17 protein-coding genes are annotated in these 21,420 nt (G+C 53.2%); 6 read left to right on the forward strand and 11 right to left on the reverse strand.

Going from position 1 to position 21,420, the window contains the following annotated elements:
* Positions 1-72: 72 nt before the first annotated feature.
* Positions 73-2,193 carry a polyphosphate kinase 1 gene (ppk1, locus tag MKY12_RS16410; RefSeq protein ID WP_339248865.1) on the forward strand — a complete coding sequence of 707 codons (2,121 nt, stop codon included), beginning with the start codon at positions 73-75 and terminating at the stop codon, positions 2,191-2,193.
* On the opposite strand, the gene MKY12_RS16415 is transcribed toward ppk1, so the two are convergent.
* The 4 genes from MKY12_RS16415 to MKY12_RS16430 all read right to left on the reverse strand — a co-directional run bounded on the left by MKY12_RS16415 (position 2,141) and on the right by MKY12_RS16430 (position 6,103).
* Positions 2,141-3,667: a Ppx/GppA phosphatase family protein gene (locus MKY12_RS16415; RefSeq protein WP_209873721.1), complete on the reverse strand. Its 1,527-nt coding sequence runs from the start codon at positions 3,665-3,667 to the stop codon at positions 2,141-2,143. The two genes, ppk1 and MKY12_RS16415, sit on opposite strands and share 53 nt — an antisense overlap.
* Positions 3,668-3,775: 108 nt before the next feature.
* The gene (locus MKY12_RS16420) at positions 3,776-4,498 is read right to left on the reverse strand and encodes an amino acid ABC transporter ATP-binding protein (protein ID WP_036726484.1); all 723 of its coding nucleotides are present in this window, start codon (positions 4,496-4,498) and stop codon (positions 3,776-3,778) included.
* Entirely contained in the window at positions 4,485-5,144 is a 660-nt protein-coding gene (locus MKY12_RS16425) for an amino acid ABC transporter permease (RefSeq protein ID WP_339314715.1), read from the reverse strand. Before MKY12_RS16425 ends, MKY12_RS16420 begins: the two co-directional genes overlap by 14 nt.
* Before the next feature lie 134 nt (positions 5,145-5,278).
* Positions 5,279-6,103 (reverse strand): transporter substrate-binding domain-containing protein, encoded by an 825-nt coding sequence (locus MKY12_RS16430; protein WP_339314717.1) that lies wholly within the window; start codon positions 6,101-6,103, stop codon positions 5,279-5,281.
* A gap of 232 nt (positions 6,104-6,335) precedes the next feature.
* Between MKY12_RS16430 and MKY12_RS16435 the strand changes: the two genes are divergently transcribed.
* Positions 6,336-8,087 (forward strand): alpha-glycosidase, encoded by a 1,752-nt coding sequence (locus MKY12_RS16435; protein ID WP_339314719.1) that lies wholly within the window; start codon positions 6,336-6,338, stop codon positions 8,085-8,087.
* Between the two features lie 127 nt (positions 8,088-8,214).
* Here MKY12_RS16435 and glgA read toward each other — a convergent pair whose 3' ends face one another.
* Both glgA and glgB read right to left on the reverse strand, forming a co-directional pair.
* Positions 8,215-9,651, reverse strand: a complete 1,437-nt coding sequence (glgA, locus tag MKY12_RS16440) for a glycogen synthase GlgA (protein ID WP_339248868.1) — start codon at positions 9,649-9,651, stop codon at positions 8,215-8,217.
* 45 nt (positions 9,652-9,696) lie between these two features.
* Entirely contained in the window at positions 9,697-11,613 is a 1,917-nt protein-coding gene (gene glgB / locus MKY12_RS16445) for a 1,4-alpha-glucan branching protein GlgB (RefSeq protein WP_209873706.1), read from the reverse strand.
* Positions 11,614-11,829: 216 nt separating this feature from the next.
* Between glgB and MKY12_RS16450 the strand changes: the two genes are divergently transcribed.
* Entirely contained in the window at positions 11,830-13,053 is a 1,224-nt protein-coding gene (locus MKY12_RS16450; protein WP_339314722.1) for a glucose-1-phosphate adenylyltransferase, read from the forward strand.
* 187 nt (positions 13,054-13,240) lie between these two features.
* Here the strand turns inward: MKY12_RS16450 and MKY12_RS16455 are convergent, their stop codons facing one another.
* The 5 genes from MKY12_RS16455 to MKY12_RS16475 all read right to left on the reverse strand — a co-directional run bounded on the left by MKY12_RS16455 (position 13,241) and on the right by MKY12_RS16475 (position 18,678).
* Positions 13,241-14,674 (reverse strand): HAMP domain-containing sensor histidine kinase, encoded by a 1,434-nt coding sequence (locus MKY12_RS16455; protein ID WP_339314885.1) that lies wholly within the window; start codon positions 14,672-14,674, stop codon positions 13,241-13,243.
* The gene (locus MKY12_RS16460) at positions 14,671-15,369 is read right to left on the reverse strand and encodes a response regulator transcription factor (protein ID WP_339314724.1); all 699 of its coding nucleotides are present in this window, start codon (positions 15,367-15,369) and stop codon (positions 14,671-14,673) included. The genes MKY12_RS16455 and MKY12_RS16460 overlap by 4 nt, the downstream gene beginning before the upstream one ends.
* On the reverse strand, positions 15,362-16,669 hold the full coding sequence (locus tag MKY12_RS16465; protein WP_339314726.1) for a hypothetical protein: 1,308 nt from the start codon (positions 16,667-16,669) through the stop codon (positions 15,362-15,364). Before MKY12_RS16465 ends, MKY12_RS16460 begins: the two co-directional genes overlap by 8 nt.
* 33 nt (positions 16,670-16,702) lie before the next feature.
* Entirely contained in the window at positions 16,703-17,428 is a 726-nt protein-coding gene (locus MKY12_RS16470; protein WP_339314728.1) for an ATP-binding cassette domain-containing protein, read from the reverse strand.
* Positions 17,429-17,517: 89 nt separating this feature from the next.
* Positions 17,518-18,678 (reverse strand): MFS transporter, encoded by a 1,161-nt coding sequence (locus MKY12_RS16475; protein WP_209874183.1) that lies wholly within the window; start codon positions 18,676-18,678, stop codon positions 17,518-17,520.
* A 160-nt stretch (positions 18,679-18,838) separates the two neighbouring features.
* Between MKY12_RS16475 and MKY12_RS16480 the strand changes: the two genes are divergently transcribed.
* The 3 genes from MKY12_RS16480 (at position 18,839) to MKY12_RS16490 (ending at position 21,380) form a co-directional block, all read left to right on the forward strand.
* Entirely contained in the window at positions 18,839-19,756 is a 918-nt protein-coding gene (locus MKY12_RS16480; protein WP_036726468.1) for a helix-turn-helix domain-containing protein, read from the forward strand.
* Between the two features lie 24 nt (positions 19,757-19,780).
* A complete protein-coding gene (locus MKY12_RS16485) occupies positions 19,781-20,533 on the forward strand; it encodes an HAD family hydrolase (RefSeq protein WP_339248877.1) in 753 nt (250 codons plus the stop codon).
* A 109-nt stretch (positions 20,534-20,642) separates the two neighbouring features.
* Positions 20,643-21,380 (forward strand): DsbA family protein, encoded by a 738-nt coding sequence (locus MKY12_RS16490; RefSeq protein WP_209873688.1) that lies wholly within the window; start codon positions 20,643-20,645, stop codon positions 21,378-21,380.
* Positions 21,381-21,420 lie beyond the last annotated feature (40 nt).

Raw genomic sequence — 21,420 nt, forward strand, 5'->3', positions numbered from 1 at the left:
TCTCGCTTAAGCAAATAGTAGAATGAAAGAATACGATATCTTAACTAGACATTGAAGCAACTTGGAGGGTCCATGAACGTGAATACAGATGAGAAAAAAATCAACAATATCAGTCCTGCAACAGCCTATCTTAACCGTGACCTCAGCTGGATCGAGTTCAACCGCCGGGTGCTCGGCGAGGCACAGGACCCGGAGAATCCGCTGATTGAGCGGGCCAAATTCCTGGCCATTGTGTCCAGTAACCTGGATGAGTTCATCAGTGTCCGGGTAGCGGGCATCCAGGATCAGATCCGGGCGGGATATACCAAAAAAGATTTTACCGGCTACACGCCCTCCGGCCTCTATAAACGCCTCAGCAAACGGGTGACAAAGATCGTCGCCGACCAGTACCGCACCTTTAAGGATATTTCACGCAGCCTGCACAAAGAGGGCATCGTGTTCGTTGATTATGAAGACTTGACACCGGCACAGGAGCTGTCGGTTGAGGAATACTACCGTGATATTATTTTCCCTGTGCTGACTCCGATGGCCGTGGACCAGAGCCGTCCGTTCCCGCTGGTTCACAGCCAATTCATCTATCTGGCTGTCGTGCTGACACGCAAGGACAGCCAGGAGGATGAGCCTTACTTCGCCATTCTGCAGATTCCGTCCAATCTGCCGCGCTGCATTCCCTTGCCTCACCGCTCGAACAGCAAAAAACGGCAATTCGTATTCATTGAAGATGTGATCCGCCATCATATTCAGACCTTATTCAGCGGTTATGATCCGGTAGCTGTCAGCGAATTCCGCCTGACCCGCAACTCCGACCTGACGATAGATGAAGAAGGTGCGGAGGATCTGCTGGAGGAGATTGAGAAGGAGCTCCGCAAACGCCGCCGTGGTGTGCCTGCCCGTCTGGAGGTCCAGAAAGGCATCCATCCCTATGCACTGGAGCAGCTTCAGGCTGAATTCGAGCTGGAGGACTTCCTTTTCGAAATTGAAGGTCCGCTTGATCTCGGCTTCCTGCGCAGCTTCACCAGCAGTCTGAAGGGCTTCAGCTATCTGCTCAACCCGCCTGTCGAGCCGATGTATCCGGCAGAATTCGAGGAGAATGAGGATTTCTTCGAGGTGCTGAGCACCCGTGATGTGTTGGTCTATCATCCGTACGAATCCTTCGATGCGATGACGGATTTCATTATCCAAGCCTCCGAGGATGAGCAAGTGATGGCGATCAAAATGACGCTGTACCGGGTCAGCGGCAATTCTCCGCTGATTACTGCCCTCGCCAACGCAGCCGAATCCGGCAAGCAGGTTACGGTGGTCGTGGAGCTGAAGGCCCGCTTCGATGAGGAACGCAACATCGCCTGGGCGCGTAAGCTGGAGCAGTCCGGCTGCCACGTGGTCTACGGTCTCGTCGGCCTCAAGACCCATGCCAAGGTGACGCTGATCGTCCGTCAGGAAGGCTCAGAGCTGCGCCGATATGTTCACGTGGGGACAGGCAACTACAATGACAGCACGGCCAAGGCCTATACCGACCTTAGCCTGTTCACCGCCAATCATGAGATTGGCCTGGATGCGTCAGAGCTGTTCAATCAAATGACAGGCTACTCCGCCAACTACAACTGGAACTCCTTCATCGTAGCACCGACCAATATGAGTCTATCGCTCCAGAAGCTGATTCTGCGTGAGGCGGAGCATGCCGCCGCAGGCCGGCCTGCACGGATTATCGCCAAGATGAACTCTCTGTCGAACCAGGAGGTTATTGATTATCTGTACAGCGCGGCCCAGGCGGGAGTGTCTATCGACCTGATCGTCCGGGGAGTCTGCTGTCTGCGTCCGGGAATTGAAGGCCTCAGTGAGCGCATTACGGTACGCAGCATTGTGGACCGCTTCCTGGAGCATTCACGCATCTATTACTTCGAGAATGGCGGCGATCCCGAGGTCTACCTGTCCAGTGCCGACTGGATGACACGCAACCTGACCCGGCGGATCGAGCTGATGTGTCCGGTGAAGGATAGCAGTATCCGGGGGCAGATTGTCAAGATTCTGGAGCTGTCGCTGATGGACAATGTCAAATCCAGCTTCCTTCAGCCCAACGGATACTATGAACGGATCGACGACAAAAAGGCCCCGCTCCGGAGCCAGTTCGCCGCTATGGATGTTACCCGCTGGAAGGGAAGCCGAGCTTTACCTTCACCGACCAAGCATTCCTGAAGGCTTTGAGTGCATTCTCAATGTCCTCCAGGCCGATAAGCACTTGTCCGCCCTGAAGCTCCAGATCCAGCGTATGATTATGCAGACGGGACTTCAGCCCGCTGACAATGCCGATCTCGGTGCTGTCCAGCGCAATGCTTAACTGCACTAATGTACCCAGCTTATGAATCCATTCCTCGTCGGAAGGCAGCAAAATGTCCTTATGCATCAGGGACAGTTTCTGCTTCCGGCTTTTTGTGCTGTAGGAAGCGATGTACGCGCTAAGAATCAGCTGGCGGTGCGTCAGTCCCCGGATGGGTGAATTCATCAGCCAGTAGTGAGTGTGCCGCTTGGATTGATAATAGTTAATGTTGGAGCCTGTCCGGTGCAGCATAATCGCCACATAGACCAGCATCTCCTGCTCCTCCCGGTCCCCTTCCCGATCAAAGGCCCCCAGCAGGCTCAGCGCCAGCTTGTTGATATGGTCGAGATGCCGCTTGGAGGTACGGATATCGAAGCGGATAATCGTATCCAGACTGTACTCCAGCGCGCTGTCACGCACCGGCTGCTCCGGCTCCAGCAGATCATGCAGCATGCCCTCACGCAGGCCTTCGCCGCTGATCAGCGCCCGGCTGGCTCCAATGTAATGATAGACGGTATGGAAAATAATCAGCCCGGACACGATGATATCTGCCCGGCTTTTGGACAGCCCGTCCAGATCCTTGCGCTTCTCAAACGGGGTAGCGGGCAGAACCTCCATGAACCGTTCGATCGTCTCGTTCTCCAGTACGTAACCATGGGAATTAGGCAGCGAATAATCGCGGTTTCTCTGATCGAGCTTAGCCAGTGAGCGAAGCGTTCCTCCCAGCCCGTATAGCGGAAGTCCTGTGCCCGTCGATAGCCAGTCATGCTCCACCAGCCTGCCGGTTACGTATAATTGCAGCTTGCGGAGCTGATCCGCATTCCAGTTGCCGCCCTGGCTGAACATCTGATTGGTGTTGACCGCACCGAACGGGAACGAGATACTCTGCTGATAACGCCGTCCGCGGAATAAGGTAACCTCGGTACTGCCCCCGCCGATATCAATCACGAAGCCATCCTGGACGTCAAAAGCATTAATCACCCCAAGGAAGCCGAAATACGCCTCCTGATATCCGCTGACCACCTCAATCGGAATCGACGAAGCCTCTGACAGATAGCTGATGATCTCCGCTGAGTTCGCTGCATTTCGAATGGCGGCGGTGGCGCCTGCGCGGATTCTCTCTACTTCAAAATCATCACAAATCTCCTTGAACTGCTGAAGAACAGGTATGATCGTATCCATATCCTTCTTCTCCAGCCTGCCCTCCTTCGTAATCTTCTCGCTCAAACGGGCAGAGTACTTACATTCCTTGATGATTTTGTAGCCGCCTGCCTGCGTCGTGTCATAAATTACAAGTCGTATAGAGTTGGAACCAATATCAATAATGCCGATCCGGCAAAGATCATCTCTCATCTGTATGTACTCCTTTTCAAGTAGATTGATCATTTGTATACTATATCACCCATTGTGCACTCCGCCAAAATAAAATAACCCCATACAGCGGGGTTATTAGCCAGTCTACTATAATACCTTGCTGAGAAAATCGCGCGTGCGGGCATGCTTGGGATGGCCGAATACCTCTGCCGGTGTCCCCTGCTCCACAATCACTCCGCCGTCCATGAACAGGATCCGGTCCCCCACTTCACGGGCGAAGCCCATCTCGTGCGTCACAATCACCATGGTCATGCCGTTCACCGCCAACTGCTTCATAACCTCCAGCACTTCACCGACCATCTCCGGGTCCAGCGCCGAGGTTGGCTCGTCGAACAGCATGACATGCGGCTGCATAGCCAGCGCCCGGGCGATTGCGATCCGCTGCTTCTGTCCGCCGGAGAGCTGCGCCGGATAAGCATCGCGCTTGTCTTCAAGGCCTACAGTCCGCAGGAGCTCCATCGCGTACTTCTCGGCCTCAGCAGCCTGCTGCTTCTTCACCTTGAGCGGAGCGAGCATAATGTTCTGCAGCACGGATTTGTGCGGGAACAGGTTGAATTGCTGGAACACCATCCCCATTTTCTCGCGGGTCACGTTGATGTCATGGCGCTTCGCGGTAATGGATTGACCCTCGAAGCTAATCTCCCCGCCTGTGGGCTGCTCCAGCAGGTTCAGGCAGCGCAGGAAGGTGCTTTTACCCGATCCGCTGGGACCGATGACAACAACAACCTCACCCTTGTGAATATTCAGATCAATACCCTTCAGGATCTCCAGCTTCCCAAAGCTCTTCCGCAGGTTCTTAACCTCGATCATCCGTGTTCAGCCTCCGTTCCAATATACCCAGCAGCTTGGATAGTGTGAATGTTAGTACGAAATACATGATTGCAATGATAACATAGGGCGTTAGACCCTCATACGTAATCGTTGTAATGGTCTTCGCCTGAAAGAACAGGTCTGCAACCCCGATCATAGACACGATTGAAGATTCTTTGATGATGGTAATAAATTCGTTACCAATGGCCGGCAGCACGTTCTTAATCGCCTGCGGCAGCACAATGTAGCGCAACGTCATCCCCTGCTTCATTCCGAGTGAACGCGCCGCTTCAACCTGACCGCGATCCACCCCCTGAATCCCCGCACGGAAAATCTCCGCCAGATAAGCAGAACTGTTGATGGTTAATGTAATCGCCCCGGACTGAATGGGTGTGAACTCAAGTCCAAGCTCCGTCAACCCGTAGTGAATCAGAAACAATTGCACCAGCATCGGCGTCCCGCGTAAGAATTCCACCCATGCGGTGGCAATAAAGCGCAGAATTCTCCATTTGGACATCCGCAGGAGCGAAACCAGGATGCCTAGTACGAAACCGAAGAATACCCCCAGCACCGCAAGCAGCAGTGTGTACTGCAGACCGGATAAGAATAAATTGCGGTACTCATAAGCCATATCGAATACATTCATTGCCTCAACCCCTCCTCTTCTCAAAAAAATAGAAAACGGCGGATCACCGCCATTTTCTGCATGGTAGAGCATAATCCCGCAGCCAGCTGCGGGTCTATCTTGATCTCCGCTAACCGTATATGCGGCTTCGCGTGTTATTTGCTCTCAGCAAGCTCGCTTGCTGCCGCTACAAATTCATCAATCTTGCCTTCGGAGTTCAGCCGTCCGAGTGTCTTATTCACTTGATCGAGCAGCTCGGTGTTGCCCTTCTTCACACCGATGACATAGCCGTCATCTTCAACCTCCGGCTTGGCATCCGTGATCACGAGGCCCTTGACGTTCTTCACAAAGGACTTGGCAACAGGTCCTTCCATGATGGAAGCATCCACCCGGTTCGACTGCAGCTGCAGGACGATTTCGGAGATTTTGCTGAGGGAGGTCAGCTGTGCGCCTTCGATGCCCTTGGCGATCCCCTCCTGGATGGAACCGGTCTGAATTCCGATCTTGGCACCCTTCAGTGCGTCCATGCTGGCGAATTTGTCCTTGTCGGCTTCACGCACTACGACAGCCTGCTCTGCCTTATAGTAGATGTCCGAGAGACCTACAGCTTCAGCGCGTTCCGGTGTCGGGCTAAGTCCCGAGATCACCATATCGATCCGGCCGCTTGCCAGCTCATTCAGCAAAGAGTCGAACGGAAGATCCTTAACCTCCAGCTCCTGGCCCAAATCAGCGGCGATCTCCTTGGCAATCTCGATATCGAAACCAACAATCGTATCCGTACCTTCAACCATCTTGTGGAATTCATATGGAGGAAAGTCTGCGCTTGTACCCATAATCAGCTTCTTGGCCGGCGCCTCCGTGCTTGCAGCACCGCCATTTCCGCTTGCTGCGGTATTGTTCTTATTGTTATTGGAGCCGCATCCGGCCAAGAGTCCTGCTGCCAGCAGCAGTCCCATAGAAAGTTTACCCCATTTGTTCATTTGTCTCGTCTCCCTGTTCTATTTATATTCTCTATTCTATCCGTCCCATGGACCGACTTATTATAAATCACTTCGCATGAATATGCAAAGACGATTTTGTGACAAAAACCTGTTACGGCGACAAAAAAATGCACATCCTATGAAGGTGGTATATAATACTATCTACTATAGATTATCTCCAAATGCCGCACGAATCATTACAGCTTCCACCCAACTTACAGGAGGTGCTACTATGCTGCTTGAAGCGATGTACCATGTTCCCCGTGACAAATGGGCCTATGCCTATGATACTGAAACGATTCATCTGCGTGTGCGCACCAAACGTGATGATGTGGACTACGTAGTCGCCCTTACCGGCGACAAGTATGATTGGCAGCATACCTCTTATGACATTATCATGGAGAAAGCCGCCTCCGATGATAAATTCGACTACTGGGAAGCGGCGGTCCGGCCCAAATATAAGCGGCTTAGCTATACTTTTCGCGTAAGTAAGGGTATGGAGACGGTCTATCTGCTCGATAACGGTATTCGCTCTGAGTGTCCTCCGCCTCCGAATCACTTCTACGAATTCCCCTATATCCACGGGATCGACTTGTTCCGGGTTCCTCCCTGGGCAAAGGATGCCGTGTTCTACCAGATCATGACCGAGCGTTTCGCGAATGGCAATCCCCTGATTAATCCAGAAGGCACGCAGCCTTGGGGCGGCAAGCCTGAGCTGAATAATTTCTTCGGCGGGGACCTTCAGGGCGTGCTGGACCATCTGGATGATCTGCAGGAGCTGGGCGTCAACGCCCTCTACTTCACGCCGCTGTTCGTCTCCCCTTCCAACCATAAATATGACATTGTGGATTACCGGAGAGTTGACCCGCATTTCGGCGATAATGAGCTGCTGAAGCAGGTCGTCGAGGAATGCCACAGACGGGGCCTGCGCGTCATGCTTGACGCGGTGTTCAACCATTGCAGCGACCAGTTCCCACCCTTCCAGGATGTGCTGGCCAAAGGGGAGTATTCCGTCTACCGGGACTGGTTCCATGTGAACTCTTTTCCGGCTGAGATTGTGGACGGTATTCCCACCTATGACACGTTCGGCTTCTATGGCAATATGCCAAAGTTCAACACCGCCAATCATGAAGTAAAATCTTATCTGCTGGAGGTGGCCGAATACTGGATCAAGGAGATCAAGGTGGACGGCTGGCGGCTGGATGTGGCCAACGAGGTGGACCATCACTTCTGGCGTGATTTCCGCAAGGTGGTCAAAGCCGCGAACCCGGATGCCTACATCGTCGGCGAGGTATGGAGCGACTCCTTAACCTGGCTGCTCGGCGACCAGTTCGATTCGGTGATGAACTATCCCTTCTCGGGGACAGTGCTGGAATTCTTCAACGGCGGGATGGACGGCATCACCTTCGGTCACCGGATCGGCGGCCTGCTCATGCGTTATCCGCAGCAGACGAACGAGGTGGTCTTCAATCTGCTTGGCAGCCATGACACCCCCCGCCTGCTCACCGTGCTTGGTGAAGACAAACGGAAGCTGAAGCTGACGGTCGTCTTCCTGTTCACCTTCATGGGCACCCCCTGCATCTATTACGGCGATGAGATTGGCCTGACCGGCAATGAGGACCCGGATTGCCGCAAATGTATGGAATGGGATCAGGGCAAGCAGGACCGCGAGCTGTATGACTTTTACCGGATGATGATTAGTTTGCGCAAGGAGCATAAGGCGCTTCGTGAAGGCCGCTTCCGGATTCTTCAGGCCTGTGAGCATGACCCGTGCATTGTCTATGAGCGCGCAGATGAGCTGATCCATTTCACGGTCTGGATGAACAATTCACCGCAGCAACGCACGCTCAGCCACCCGATGGAGACCAGTGACTGGCTGGATGCGCTGACCGGCGAAGCAGTAGCCCCGGAACGCGGGATGATGAATGTGGCACTGGAGCCGTACGAGTACCGGATTCTTTTCCGGCATATTGTGGAGGCTTGATGAAATTAGACACATTTAAGTTTTGAACACGTTGCATGGTCGCCGTTGCGGTGAACAACGTCAAAAAGGCATCCCTAAGTTCATCATGAACTGAGGGGTGCCTTTTCCCATCTAAACCTTACTGTACCTATTCCGCTGCAGTCACAGTAATCTTGTTATAAATATCAATGTACTGCTGAGCGGATACGTTCCAGCTGTAGTCGCCGGAGAAAGCGTTTTTGGCTACTTTTTTCCAGTGCTCGGGCTTGTGGTAGAACGATACGGCGCGGCGGAGCGTATGCATCATATCATGGGCGTTGTAATCCTTGAAGGTGAAGCCGTTGCCCTCACCGGTATATTCGTTGTATGCCTGCACGGTATCGTTCAGCCCGCCTGTCTCACGGACCACCGGAATGCTGCCGTAACGCAGCGCGAGGAGCTGGCTGATGCCGCAAGGCTCGAATTTGGACGGCATCAGGAAGATGTCGCTGGCGGCGTAGATTTTGCGGGACAAGGCATCACTAAAGGTAATCTGTGACGACAGCTTGGTCGGATAACGCCACTGCGCCTCACGGAACCAGCGTTCGTAGACTTCATCCCCCGTCCCCAGCAGCACGAACTGAATGTCATCGTAGTACAGCAGCTCATCCAGCACACGGGTTAGCAGATCCAGTCCCTTGGAATCCACCAGACGCGTAACCATTGCTACCATTGGAATGTAAGGGGCCACCGGCAATCCAAGCTCCTGCTGGAGTCCCAGCTTGTTCTCGGCTTTTTTGGCCAGGTTAGAGCGGTACTTGGTGAAGATTGCCGTATCACTGGACGGATTATAGCTCTTGGTATCAATTCCGTTCACAATGCCGCTGAGCGCGTCAGAGCGCGCAGTCAGGAGACCATCGAGACCATAGCCGTAGTACGGGGTCCGGATCTCATCGGCATAAGTCGGGCTGACGGTGGTGACATGGTCACTGTAGACAATCCCGCCCTTCATATAATTCACATTCCCGTAATACTCCACGCCCAGGAAATAACTGTCGTCCAGACCCAGCAGCTCACCCAGCACGGTATACGGGAAGACTCCCTGATACAGGAGATTATGTATGGTGAATACCGTACGCATCTCACTGTAGAACGGATTATGGCGGTAATGCGCCTGCAGCAGCAGCGGAACCACCGCAGCATGCCAGTCATGGCAATGGATTACATCCGGCTGGAAGCTAATGGCCGGCAGACATTCCAGCACCGCCCGGTTGAAGTACGCGAACCGCTCGCCGTCATCCATATAGCCATAGATTCCGTCACGGCCGAAGTAATACTCATTGTCGATGAAATAGACGGGAATCCCTTCAAATACCACCTTTTCGATCCCGCAATACTGATTGCGCCAGCCAATCGGGACCTCCAGAGTAGCGACATGCTCCATCTGAGCGGAATACTTCTCAGGAATTCCTTTGTATTTGGGCAAAATTACCCGGACATCGACCCCGGCCGCCTTGAGGGCTTTCGGCAAAGCGCCGATGACATCGGCCAGTCCGCCTGTTTTGATAAATGGATGGGCTTCCGCCGCAGCAAATAATACTTTCATTCCATCTCCCCCTTATATAGTGGCTTATTCGGACACTTCCTGCCCTTAAACGGTCTTGCGGCCTGACTTCTTAAGCACCAAGAAGCTAAGTGGCGGCAGGGTCAGTTCTATACTGTTCACCTGATTATGCCACTCGGTCTTGGTGCTCTTCAGCGGCTCATTATGGAAGCCCGATCCGCCGTATTCGTTGCTCTCCGAGCTAAATAACTCTTCATAAACACCCGGACGAGGCACGCCGATACGGTAATGGCGGCGCTCGGCCGGCTGGAAGTTGATGATAATTAAGAGCGTGTCTACCGGACGTTTGCCTCTGCGGATATAGGATACGACACTCTGCCCGCTGTCATCGGCATCGATCCACTGGTAGCCCGTCATGTCATGATCGAGCTCCCACAGCGCTTTTTCGGCAAGGTATAGCTTATTCAGCGCAGCTGTATAGGCCTGCATCCGCCGGTGGCTCTCATAATCCAGCAGCAGCCAGTCGAGCTGATCCTGATCCTTCCATTCAATGAATTGCCCGAACTCTCCGCCCATGAACAGCAGCTTCTTGCCCGGATGGCTGATCTGATACCCCAGAAGCTGGCGCAGACCGGCGAATTTCTGCTCATAGGACCCCGGCATTTTGTCCAGCAGCGACTTCTTGCCGTGCACTACTTCGTCATGCGACAGCGGAAGTGTATAGTTCTCGGCATACGCATAGCATATCGGGAAGGTCAACAAATTATGATGATAAGGGCGCGAATCGAAATCCCGTTCTATGTAGCCCAAGGTGTCATTCATCCAGCCCATATTCCATTTGTAGTTGAAGCCCAGGCCCCCTTCATGCACCGGTGAGGTTACACCCGGCCAGGCACTGGATTCTTCCGCCATCATGAGCGCCTTCGGATAATACTGGAAAATCGTCTGGTTGAGCTGCTGAATGAACCGGATAGCCTCCAAATTCTCCAGCCCGCCATGCTCATTCGTCCGGTACTGATGGGGTTCCTTCTCGAAATCAAGCCGCAGCATACTCGTAACCGCATCCACGCGCATGCCGTCAATATGATACTTCTCGAACCAGAACAAGGCATTGGAGATCAGGAAGGATGAGATTTCCGGCTTGCTGAAATCGAAGGACAAGGTGCCCCAGCCCGGCTTCTCCGCCAGCATCGGATCAGCATACTCATACAGCGGCGAACCGTCGAACAGGCGCAGGCCATGAGCATCCTTGGCAAAATGGGCAGGAACCCAGTCCAGAATAACCCCGATGCCGGCCTGATGCAGCTGATCGATCAGATACATCAGATCCTGCGGCTCTCCGAAGCGGCTGGTAGCCGCAAAATAACCGGTTCCCTGGTAGCCCCAGGACAGATCATATGGATGTTCAGCGAGCGGCATAAACTCCACATGGGTATAGCTCATTTCGCTCAGGTAAGGAATCAGCAGACTGCTGATCTCCCGATAAGTATAGAGTTCGCCGTCTTCCTTTTGCCGCCAGGTGCCCAGATGCATTTCATAAATATTCATGGGTGCCTGATACGGACCTTTACTCTTCCGCCTCCAAGCAGCATCCCCCCATTTGTAGCCGTCCAGATTCGCTACAACAGATGCTGTTGCCGGGCGAACTTCCGCGTGGAAGGCATATGGGTCTGCTTTGAGGAAGCTTGTACCATCTGCTCCTGTAATCCTGTATTTGTAAAAAGTTCCCGGCTCCATTCCCGGAAAAAAACGACTCCAAAATCCTGAATCGGGTATCTTATATAACGTATCAAGATCGGATGTTCCATCCCAGCTGTTATGATCTCCCGCCAGTCCTACATATGCCGCATGAGGAGCCCACACGGTAAAGCGAACGCCGGCCTGCCCTTCTTGGACGGCAATGTGCGCGCCAAGCATCGTATAGCTGCGATAATTCGTGCCCTCATGGAACAGATAAATATCTTCAGCGGACGGGAGGTTTTCTGTTTTTGGTAAATCGGCCAAATCATCACCACCTTAGGATATATGATGCACCTATTACATTACCCGAATATATAGATTTTGAAAATGATTTTGAGAGAAGTCCAGGCAATTTCTGAATATTGAAAATAAACATGTAATTTTTGCAGATATGCAGCAATATAATTCACCTATGTCGTTTCAAGCGCTTGTTCTGCGTGTATATTACAAGCATTGACAAAAAAATGGGAGGGATAACACATGAGTAAGAAAGAATGTATCGCCATGCTCCTGGCAGGCGGGGAAGGCCGCAGATTAGCCCCGTTGACTTCCAGCATGGCTAAGCCTGCAGTCCCTTTCGGCGGACAGTACCGAATTATTGATTTTCCCCTAAGCAACTGTGTGAATTCCAAGATTGACACCATCGGAGTATTGACTCAGTACGAAGCAGAATCCTTGCATCAGCATATCGGTGAAGGTGAGCCCTGGGGGCTGCACAGCCGCAGTGACCGTGGTGTAAGACTGCTCCCTTCTGGGATTGAAGGCAGAGACAGCTATACAGGCACCGCCGATGCTATTTATAAGAATATTGAATATATTGACAGTCAGGACCCGGAGCATGTACTTATTCTGTCGGGAGACCATATCTACCACATGGACTACCGCAAAATGCTCGATTATCACATCGCCAAGTCTGCGAAGGCAACGATATCGGTTATGGAGGTTCCTTGGGATGAAGCGAGCCGCTTCGGCGTGATGAACGTGGATGAAGATTTCAAGATCTCCGAATTTGCCGAGAAACCGAAGGCTCCGAAGAGCAATCTGGCTTCCATGGGTATTTATCTGTTCGAGTGGGCGTACTTGAAGGCTCATTTGCTGCGGGATGCCGCAAATGCGGAGTCCGGTCATGATTTCGGCAAGGATGTCATTCCATCTATGCTGGATGCGAATGATGAACTGTTCGCTTACCGCTTCGAGGGCTACTGGAGAGATGTGGGTACCGTTGGCAGCCTCTGGGAAGCTCATATGGATCTCTTGCAAGAAGACGGCTTCCAGCTTGATAATTCACGCTGGCCGATGTACAGCCGTGCACAGCGGACCAAGCTGGCTGCGCTCAGACCACGCACTCAACAAGCGGCTTCAGCAGATTGCCTGATTCACGAGACCTGCCAGCTCGAAGGCAGCCCTCAGCGCTCGGTCATCTTCAGCGGTGTAGAGATCGGCAAGCAGAGCAGAATCAAGCAGAGTGTGGTAATGCCCGGTGCCCGTATTGGACGCGGTGTTCTGATTGAACACGCCATTATCGGTGAAGGTGCTGTGATCAAGGACGGCGCTGTGATCAAAGGCAGTGCAGACAACATTGTGGTTGTCGGCCCGCATGAGATTGTAGCTGCCAAGCCGCTGGTCCGTACCCAGCCTGCCCGCCTGCTTCAGGAGGTCTATGAGAAGGCTGGCCGTCTGCGTGCGGAAGGAATGCCTTCATAACAATCGTTCAGCCCTTAGGGCTGCTACATACAAAGGGATACAGCTCCGGTCTGTCCGGACGATAGCTGTATCCCTTTTGTATAAATATAAGAAATTATATGTTTCACACGATAACTTATCCTTATATTTCTCGCTGAAACGGGTGCCGTCCCTGTAAGGACGCCAAAGCCGTTTCCACTTGGCTTGCTTATGAAGTTACCGGTGAGTTGCTGGGACGGGCATTCCCCTGCTGGCTGTCATCCAGCGGCAGAATGACGGTAACCTGGGTACCCTTGCCCAGCTCACTGTCCATTTCCAGCTTGCCGTTATGAAGCTCCACAATCTGCTGGGAGATCGCCAGTCCGAGGCCCGTTCCCCCGTTAAGTGCATCGACCTGGAAAAAGCGGTCCCGTACTCTGGCCAGGTGCGCCTCACTAATGCCAATACCGCTGTCACGGACAGTGACAGCCATCTCGGTACCGGATAGACGCTCCGCCGACAGCACGATACTGGAATCCTCCGGCGAGAACTTCACCGCATTATCCACCAGATTGAGGAAGACCTGCTTGAGGCGGTTGGCATCCGCCTTGATGAAAATCGTCTCCTCACATTCCAGCAGCAGATGAATCCGTTTCTTCTCGGCCTTGGCCCAGATATTGAGCAGCGTCTCCTGCAGCAGAACCTTAATATCCACCTGCCCCATCGACAGCTTCATTTCGTTCTGCTGCAGCTTCGAGAAGTCGAGGATCTCCTCCACCAGCCCGATCAGCCGGTCACTCTCCCTGGAGATAATTCCGACCCCAAGCTTGGTCTCTTCAGGGTCATAGCCCCCGGAGACCAGCGTCTCGCTCCAGCCCTTGATGCTGGTCAGCGGAGTGCGCAGCTCATGAGAGATCGAGGAGATGAAATCATCCTTAATCTGGTTGCTGCGGACAATCTCGTCCGCCATATAGTTAAGCGTTGAAGCGAGTTCACCGATCTCGTACCGGTAATCGCCTTTGATCCGGGTCGTGAACTTGCCCTTCGCCATCTGCGCCGACACGGCCGTAATATTATTCAGCGGACGCACAATCGAATTGGCGAGACCGAAGCTGAGCAGCAGAACAATCGTCAGCACTGCTACACCGATGGCAATGGAGAGCAGAGTCAGATTAAGCAGATTACTGTTCACGCCCTCCATAGATGTCAGATAACGCAGGACATAGGTGTCATGAGCGTTGATCTGCACCATCTTGGATACTGCCATAACATTCTCATTAGTACCGGCCTGACGGCCCACCCAACGGCCGATATTGCCGCCTACCGCCTCGGGGACATCACTGGTGGTGATCGTCCGGTCCGGCTGGAACCCGGTTGAGCTGGTAATAATATCCCCTTTAAGCGTCAGGACCTCCAGCTCGGTAAACTCCACATTGAATAACTTAAGCAGCTTCTCCAGTTGGGCCTGCGACTTGTCATCCGGGATTTCATATTTCACAAAAGTCTCAGCCACACTGATATGCGTGGTGATTTTGCTGTAGATACTGTTGTAATAATAGGTGCGGATCGCCAGCAGGAAGATCGTCTCAACGAGGAGAAGCGCTACAAAGACTACTAATATATAGTGCAGTACGATCTGTCTGCGCATCCCCTTCTTGATCATTGTACCTGACCTTTCCATTTATAGCCGTGCCCCCACACCGTCTGCAGAAATTCAGGCTCCGATGGATTGTTCTCGATTTTTTGGCGCAAGCGGCGGATATTGACGTCAACGATCTTAGGGTCCCCCATATATTCCTTGCCCCATACATGATCGAGCAGGGAATCACGGCTGAGCGGCGTATTCTCCTTCTCCAGGAAGAACTGCACCAGCGAGAACTCTGTTGGCGTAAGCTCAATGGCTTCCCCGCTCCGCTTGAACTGCTTGGAGATCAGATCCAGGGTGAACGGGCCCGACTGGAACGATACCTTGGCTGACTGCTCGCGGTGAACATTGACCCGGCGCAGCAGCGACTGGATACGTGCGATCAGCTCGGTTGGACTGAACGGCTTGCTGACATGGTCATCAGCCCCTACGGACAGCGCATAGACCTTGTCCTGCTCCTGTACCTTGGCCGTCAAGAAAATAATTCCCAGCCGCTCATTGGTCTCCCGGATGCGTCTGCATACTTCAAAGCCGTCGATGCCGGGCACCATCACATCCAACAAGGCGATATCAATGTCATGGATTGTGCTCAGCTTATGCAGCGCCTCATGGCCATCCGCCGCCTCCAGCACCTCAAAGCCGTTGCGCTTCAGGTTAATGACAATAAAACTGCGGATGGATTCTTCATCCTCCAGTATCAGTACTTTACTCATCGATTCCCTTCCTTTCAATAGAGGATTTAATTCGTCCGTCCTCTCCTCCAATTGTACTTTGTTCCAGTTCTCCCCGGTATCCGATCATTTTATCCAGATCCCGTCCGAGCAGCTTCCAGCCGGTGTTCTTCACATTGTCCCATTCTGCAGGCGAGAAGAACGTTACTTCAGCGACGGTCTCCCCGGTATCCGTCATAATGAATTTGAGCGACTTGTTCTGAACCGACTTTGTGTCCACGGTCACCCGCTCCTGCCATTCGGGGGCGAAGTTAATGGTGAACCGGTCCAGCGGATCATTATAGAGCTGGGTACTGAAGGTCAGGCCGTTTTTCCCGTCCCATTTGTAATAGGAATTGAAATACGGAATGGTCTCCGGATCGAAATACTCCCAGCCCTTGGGAGGAACCAGCATGCCAATCTCAATAATGCCGTCCAGATCAATATCCTCGCTGACAATTTTGCGGTCCTTGAAGGTGCTGGCATCCCCTGGAACCACCACACGCAGCTTGTTATTCTCCATTACAACCACTGTTGTATAGGCTGACCGCGAATCCACAGCAGAATCCAGTACAATACCTTCTTTATTCGCAGCTACTTTTCCTGAGACAATATTGTAATAACTATTGAAATAAGGGTCCAGGTCGTCAAGCTCATCCAGCACCTTGAAGCTGTCATTGTACTGGTAGGTAGTTATTGTAGCGAATTCATTACGCTTGAAGTATACCACGGTAATATCTGCAATCCCGTCTTCATTCAGATCATCGATGATATATTTGGTATACGGCTTGGTTAGAATCTCTTCCAGCACTCCCCCGGAATAGCTGTAGACAACCATGCCCTTCACGCCCTTCTCTTCCCCGCGGGAATAGCCGGTCACAATATTGAGCTTACCGTCCCCCGTTACATCTCTGAGCTCCACAGAATCCAGCATGGTGCCGTCGCCGTCGAAGGTCAGCTTCTTGACCCAGGTATCCCCCTGCTTCTCCAGAATCATCCCGTGCATCACCACAGCTTCATTCTTCGTCTGGTAGAACACAAGCGTCTCCATCACGCCGTCACGATCCAGGTCCTCGGTGAAAATCGAGCTGTTATCCGCATTGGCTGGACGGGTTAAAGTGCCATCCAGTGCCTTCAATGAAGAATTAATCGCTGCCATCAGCGAAGCCTTGTCCGCAGGCAGCTGGGGCACCCTCATCTGGGATACCGGATCGCTGATGAAGGTGCAGCCCGACAGGGCAAACAGCGACAGGGCGGCTGCGGCAATTCCTCCCAGTAGACGCATACGCATATTCAACTTCATTTACGCTCTCCTTACTGAACGTCTTGCCTTAATTCACAGATGAAGCCGCTCCTGTGAGGTTAGCCGGCGTCCTTTGACATCATACTTGATTCTTCCGTCCTCCAGCACCCACAGACGGCTGGCATAACGCTCGGCCAGCTCGATCGGCAGCACCGTAAGCACGGTAAGGCCTGTCTCCTTGCACAGATTGCGGAGGGTCTCCAGCACATTCTCCGCAGTCTTGGGGTCAAGGCCCGTCACCGGCTCATCCGCCAGGATGACCTTGGCGCCGTGGACCAATGCCCGGGCAATCGCCACACGCTGACGTTCGCCGCCGCTGAGCTGGCCGGACTTCAGCTTGGCCTTGTCCAGCAGACCCAGCAGATCGAGCTGGTCCATCGCCCCCATATAATCATCTGAGCGGACCATGCCTGTAGCCATCCGCCACAGCGGCGTCTGGGAGGCTTGTCCGATCAGCACATTCTTCAGTGCAGTACGGTTCGGATTCAGCTCCGCGTTCTGCTCCAGATAGGCCCATTCCCGGCGGATCTTGCGTTTGCCGGCGAAGGGGCTCTTCATAATATCCTGCCCATCTACCCTAAAATTCCCTCTGTCCCACTTCTCGCGCAGGGCCAGGCAGCGCAGCAGCGTTGACTTCCCGCTGCCGCTGGGTCCCAGCAGCGCTACAAATTCTCCCGGTTCTAATTGAAATCCGATATCCTGAAGTACCGGTGTTTTATCTTCCCCGACCGCTTTGGCCAAATGTTCAACTGTAATCATAGGTCAGCCTCTCCTGTCTTCGACTCTACTCTATAGTGTACTCTGAAAGCGGGATCAAATTCCATGCGAGCATTCGTTCTTATTCTACCTCATATCTTCTTCCCTGGCGAGAACAATAACCCTGCCAGCCCAAATACAATATACAGGCCGCCCATTACGGCAAACACACTGCCGCCCCAGCCGAACTGCAGCAGCAGCCCGCCGATGCCCGGCCCCGCAATACTTCCCAGACTATAATGGAAGGAAGCGACTACATTGGCAGCGGGAAGCAGCTTGCGCGGCAGGATATCGGCGGCATAGCTTAATCCTAGTGAGAAAAAGGAGCCGACAAGTCCCCCGGCCACCATCAGCACCAGCAGGGTGAGCAGGACATGGTCGCCAGTAAGCGGCAGCAGCGTGAAGGCCAAGCCTCCTCCTGTCCCCGCAGCAATCAGAATGGCCTTGCGGCCATAACGGTCGCTCCATATGCCGAGCGGCAGCTGAAGCAGCAGGCCTCCAATGCCTGCAAAGGGCAGCAAAGCGGCAATCTGGTCTGCACTGAACCCGGTGCGCAGCCCGTATACCGGGAAGCTGCTGTTCAGGCTGGCTTCCATATAGCCGTATAGCAGCGCCGGAATCAGCGCATACCAAGCAAGCCGGTAGCTCCGGCCGAATCTGCTCGCCTGGCCTTCGCTGTGATCCATAGCTTCCGGCCGCGAGTCAGGCAGCTTGAAGCCCACAATCAGCAGCACGATTACGAACAGCAGGGCTGTAATCAGGAACGGTGCGGGCTGCCCGAACCGCAGCAGGCTGATGCCCAGCGGTCCGAGGCTGAAGCCCAGTCCGTAGGACATCCCGTAGAGCGACAGGTTCCGTCCACGGTGCTCCGCCGGTGTCATGAGCAGCACCCAGAGCTGCGCGGCGTAATTCACCGCTGAATCGCCGATCCCGACCAGCACGCGGAGCACGAACCAGACCTTCACGCCGGTAAGGAGCGGGAACAGCAGGAGTGATACCAGCACCAGCGCGAGACCCGCGGCGATTAGCTTCTTGAAGCCGATGGCGCCAAGTACCCTTTCTGCAATCAAGGTCATGGCAAATGAGCCTACATACAAGGCAGCCGCATTAAGTCCGTTCAGCGAGGACGATACGCCTTCCTGCTCCAGCAGAATAGATAAGACCGGCAGCAGCATCCCCTGGCTCAGCCCTGCCAGAATAATCACGGCAATCAAAATCGAATAATTCATTCTACCGCTCTGTCCATGCGGCATCGGTATAGAATCTGACACAAATAAATCCTCCTATGTAATTCATTGATGAACGGAACCTGATGTCCATGCGGCAAACACCGAACATTATAGTAGACAACCCTCTTCAAAACAAGAGATAATATATAGAAGTGACTGATTTTCTGGAGGTGACCCGGCTTAAATGAAGTATGAACTGAACATTGATGTTTCCCCCGTATACGAACTGCTGGACAGTTTCATGTTATATGTGACCAAGAAATGGACCTCCAATCTGGACATCGGCACCGACTGGATCCGAGATGTGGATGGCCGCTTCACTCCCGCACAGCTGGCTGCACTGAAGCAGGCCGCCGAGTGGCCGTTCGAAGATTATGATGTACTCTACGCCTGGGCCTACAGCCGGGGCGAGGCTTCCAAGGTGCTGCAGTTCCTGGCTGAGCTGGAGAGCTTGTCTCTGGAGGATTGCCTCCGGCGGACCGAGCCTTTCTTCCATCAATTCACGGCCGAGGAATGCGCGCGGATCAAGAACGGATATACGCCTCTTTTGCGGATATGGTATGAGCATTATTTCCGCCATGTGGAGCATACCCTGCTGCCGCTGCTGATTGAAGACGCCTCTGAGAAAAAAATGCTGGAAAGCAAAATGGACATGGTCCCGCTGATCGAATATGCTTCCGGCGGAATTGTTATTGAGGACATTCCCGGACTGAAGACGATTGTGCTGCTGCCTACCGTGCATAACCGGCCGATCAACACGTACTGCTTCTTCAAGAACCTGATGCTGGTGCAATATCCGGTTGATGTCCCCTCAGACAATGAGGAGGAGCCTCCAACGGTGCTGCTTCGTTTAACACAGGCTCTCTCTGATCCTACCCGGCTGAGACTGCTGCGCTTCGTAGCGAACGAACCGAAGACACTGTGGGAGATGCAGTCCGAGCTGAGCCTGTCCCGGGAGATGCTGATGCATCACCTGCTTAGTCTAAGAGTCGCCGGGCTTCTGCGGGTCCATTTGCGCGGTGAAGGCACCGAACGCTACAGCATACGTCCTGACGGGGCCTCGGAGCTCCAGATGTTTCTGGAGTCCTACATCCGTATCTAACAGACCAACTTAGGAGTGAACCTCATGAAGTATTTGACCCAACAAGTGATCTTTGATCTCGACGATACCCTGGTGCATTGCAATAAGTATTTTGACCTTATCCTTGGACAATATTTCGAGTTGATGTCTAACTGGTTCAGCGATTTCCAGCCTACCATCGGCGAACTGCGCAGCAAGCAGGTGGAAATCGATGTCGAGACCGTTAGCACAAGCGGCCTGGCCAGCGACAATTTCCCGAAATCGCTGATTGCCACCTACCGTTACTTCTGCAGCAAATATAACCGCAAGCCGGATGCCTTCGAGGAGCGGCAGCTGATGAAGCTGGGACTGAGTGTGTACGACCAGGAGGTGGAAGCTTATCCCGGCATGGTAGAGACGCTGGATACCCTCAAGCAGGACGGCCATTCCCTCTATCTCTATACCGGTGGCGACGACACCATCCAGCAGCGCAAAATCGCCCAAATGAAGCTGGACGCCTATTTCGATGACCGCATCTATATCCGCCAGCACAAAAATGTGGAGGCGCTTGAGAATATCCTGACTACCTATCCGTTCGACCGTAATATCACCTGGATGATCGGCAACTCCCTGCGTACAGATGTACTGCCCGCGCTGACTGCCGGGATCAATAGCATCTATCTGAAGCAGCCGAATGAGTGGCTCTACAATCTGATTGAGCTGGAACGGGAGATGCAGCAGTCCGTCATGACCATCTCTGCCATTCACGAGGTGCCTCCGGTGATCCGCACCGCTGCGCTGCGGGAGCATCACGGCTGATTGACTTGCACCATCAGAATCGGGCAATTGTTACAAATGGCATAGGCAGCCTGCCGCCGGTATGATTATACTATTTGAGTAGATTTTCACATCGTGCAGGAGGCTGGCCATGAATAACAAAGCTAACCGTTCCAGGAATACCCCGAATCACGGGCGTCTGCTCCCTATGCTGCTTGCAGTGATTGCCGTGCTGCTGATCGCCCTTCTTGCCTTCTTCCTTACACAGGGCAAATCGTCCGGCACTGAGGCGCTCGATAATCTCCCCAACTACACCGATGTGAAGGGCAAGATCGTGGTGGACGGGCTGAAATACGAGAAGCAGCCGCATCTGGGCAGCGAATCCGCCAAGGTGAAGGTGATTGAATTCGCCGATTTCAAATGCCCTGCCTGCAAAAATTGGACCGCCTCCTACCTGGATACGTTCATCAAAGACTACGTAGACAGCGGGAAAGTCCAGTTCTACTTCATGAACTTCGCCTTCATTGACCGGGACTCTTACCTGGCCGCCAGTGCGGGGGAAGCTATCTATCAGCAGAATAATGAGAAGTTCTGGGAGTATCTCCACAAGCTCTACGAGAGCCAGGGCGATGAGAGCAAGATCTGGGCAACCCAGAAGTTCATCCTTAAGTTCGTGAAGGACAATATTGCAGGGATTGACCAAGAGCGGTTCGAGCAGGATCTGAAGAACCATACGTATATGTACGATGTCAAAGAGGACTTCAAAATCGCCGGAGCTTATGGCGTCAACGGCACACCGAAATTCATGGTGAACGGCGTCCTGCTGCCGGATTCCTCCTATGAAGGCTTAAGTGCCGCCATTGAAGCGGCTTTGAATGAATCCCCGTAATCTTTCTTGCAGGTGAAGCTCATCATCCTATAACAAAGCG

Origin of the sequence: Paenibacillus sp. FSL M7-0896 (assembly GCF_037975415.1) — a bacterium.
Taxonomy (GTDB): domain Bacteria; phylum Bacillota; class Bacilli; order Paenibacillales; family Paenibacillaceae; genus Paenibacillus_AQ; species Paenibacillus_AQ silagei.

Bases quoted from the DNA above. Each gene is read 5' to 3' on its own strand.
- ppk1 (WP_339248865.1), top strand. From the start codon at position 73: ATGAACGTGAATACAGATGAGAAAAAAATCAACAATATCAGTCCTGCA.
- MKY12_RS16415 (WP_209873721.1), bottom strand. From the start codon at position 3,667: ATGAGAGATGATCTTTGCCGGATCGGCATTATTGATATTGGTTCCAAC.
- MKY12_RS16420 (WP_036726484.1), bottom strand. From the start codon at position 4,498: ATGATCGAGGTTAAGAACCTGCGGAAGAGCTTTGGGAAGCTGGAGATC.
- MKY12_RS16425 (WP_339314715.1), bottom strand. From the start codon at position 5,144: ATGAATGTATTCGATATGGCTTATGAGTACCGCAATTTATTCTTATCC.
- MKY12_RS16430 (WP_339314717.1), bottom strand. From the start codon at position 6,103: ATGAACAAATGGGGTAAACTTTCTATGGGACTGCTGCTGGCAGCAGGA.
- MKY12_RS16435 (WP_339314719.1), top strand. From the start codon at position 6,336: ATGCTGCTTGAAGCGATGTACCATGTTCCCCGTGACAAATGGGCCTAT.
- glgA (WP_339248868.1), bottom strand. From the start codon at position 9,651: ATGAAAGTATTATTTGCTGCGGCGGAAGCCCATCCATTTATCAAAACA.
- MKY12_RS16450 (WP_339314722.1), top strand. From the start codon at position 11,830: ATGAGTAAGAAAGAATGTATCGCCATGCTCCTGGCAGGCGGGGAAGGC.
- MKY12_RS16455 (WP_339314885.1), bottom strand. From the start codon at position 14,674: ATGATCAAGAAGGGGATGCGCAGACAGATCGTACTGCACTATATATTA.
- MKY12_RS16460 (WP_339314724.1), bottom strand. From the start codon at position 15,369: ATGAGTAAAGTACTGATACTGGAGGATGAAGAATCCATCCGCAGTTTT.
- MKY12_RS16465 (WP_339314726.1), bottom strand. From the start codon at position 16,669: ATGAAGTTGAATATGCGTATGCGTCTACTGGGAGGAATTGCCGCAGCC.
- MKY12_RS16470 (WP_339314728.1), bottom strand. From the start codon at position 17,428: ATGATTACAGTTGAACATTTGGCCAAAGCGGTCGGGGAAGATAAAACA.
- MKY12_RS16475 (WP_209874183.1), bottom strand. From the start codon at position 18,678: ATGCCGCATGGACAGAGCGGTAGAATGAATTATTCGATTTTGATTGCC.
- MKY12_RS16480 (WP_036726468.1), top strand. From the start codon at position 18,839: ATGAAGTATGAACTGAACATTGATGTTTCCCCCGTATACGAACTGCTG.
- MKY12_RS16485 (WP_339248877.1), top strand. From the start codon at position 19,781: ATGAAGTATTTGACCCAACAAGTGATCTTTGATCTCGACGATACCCTG.
- MKY12_RS16490 (WP_209873688.1), top strand. From the start codon at position 20,643: ATGAATAACAAAGCTAACCGTTCCAGGAATACCCCGAATCACGGGCGT.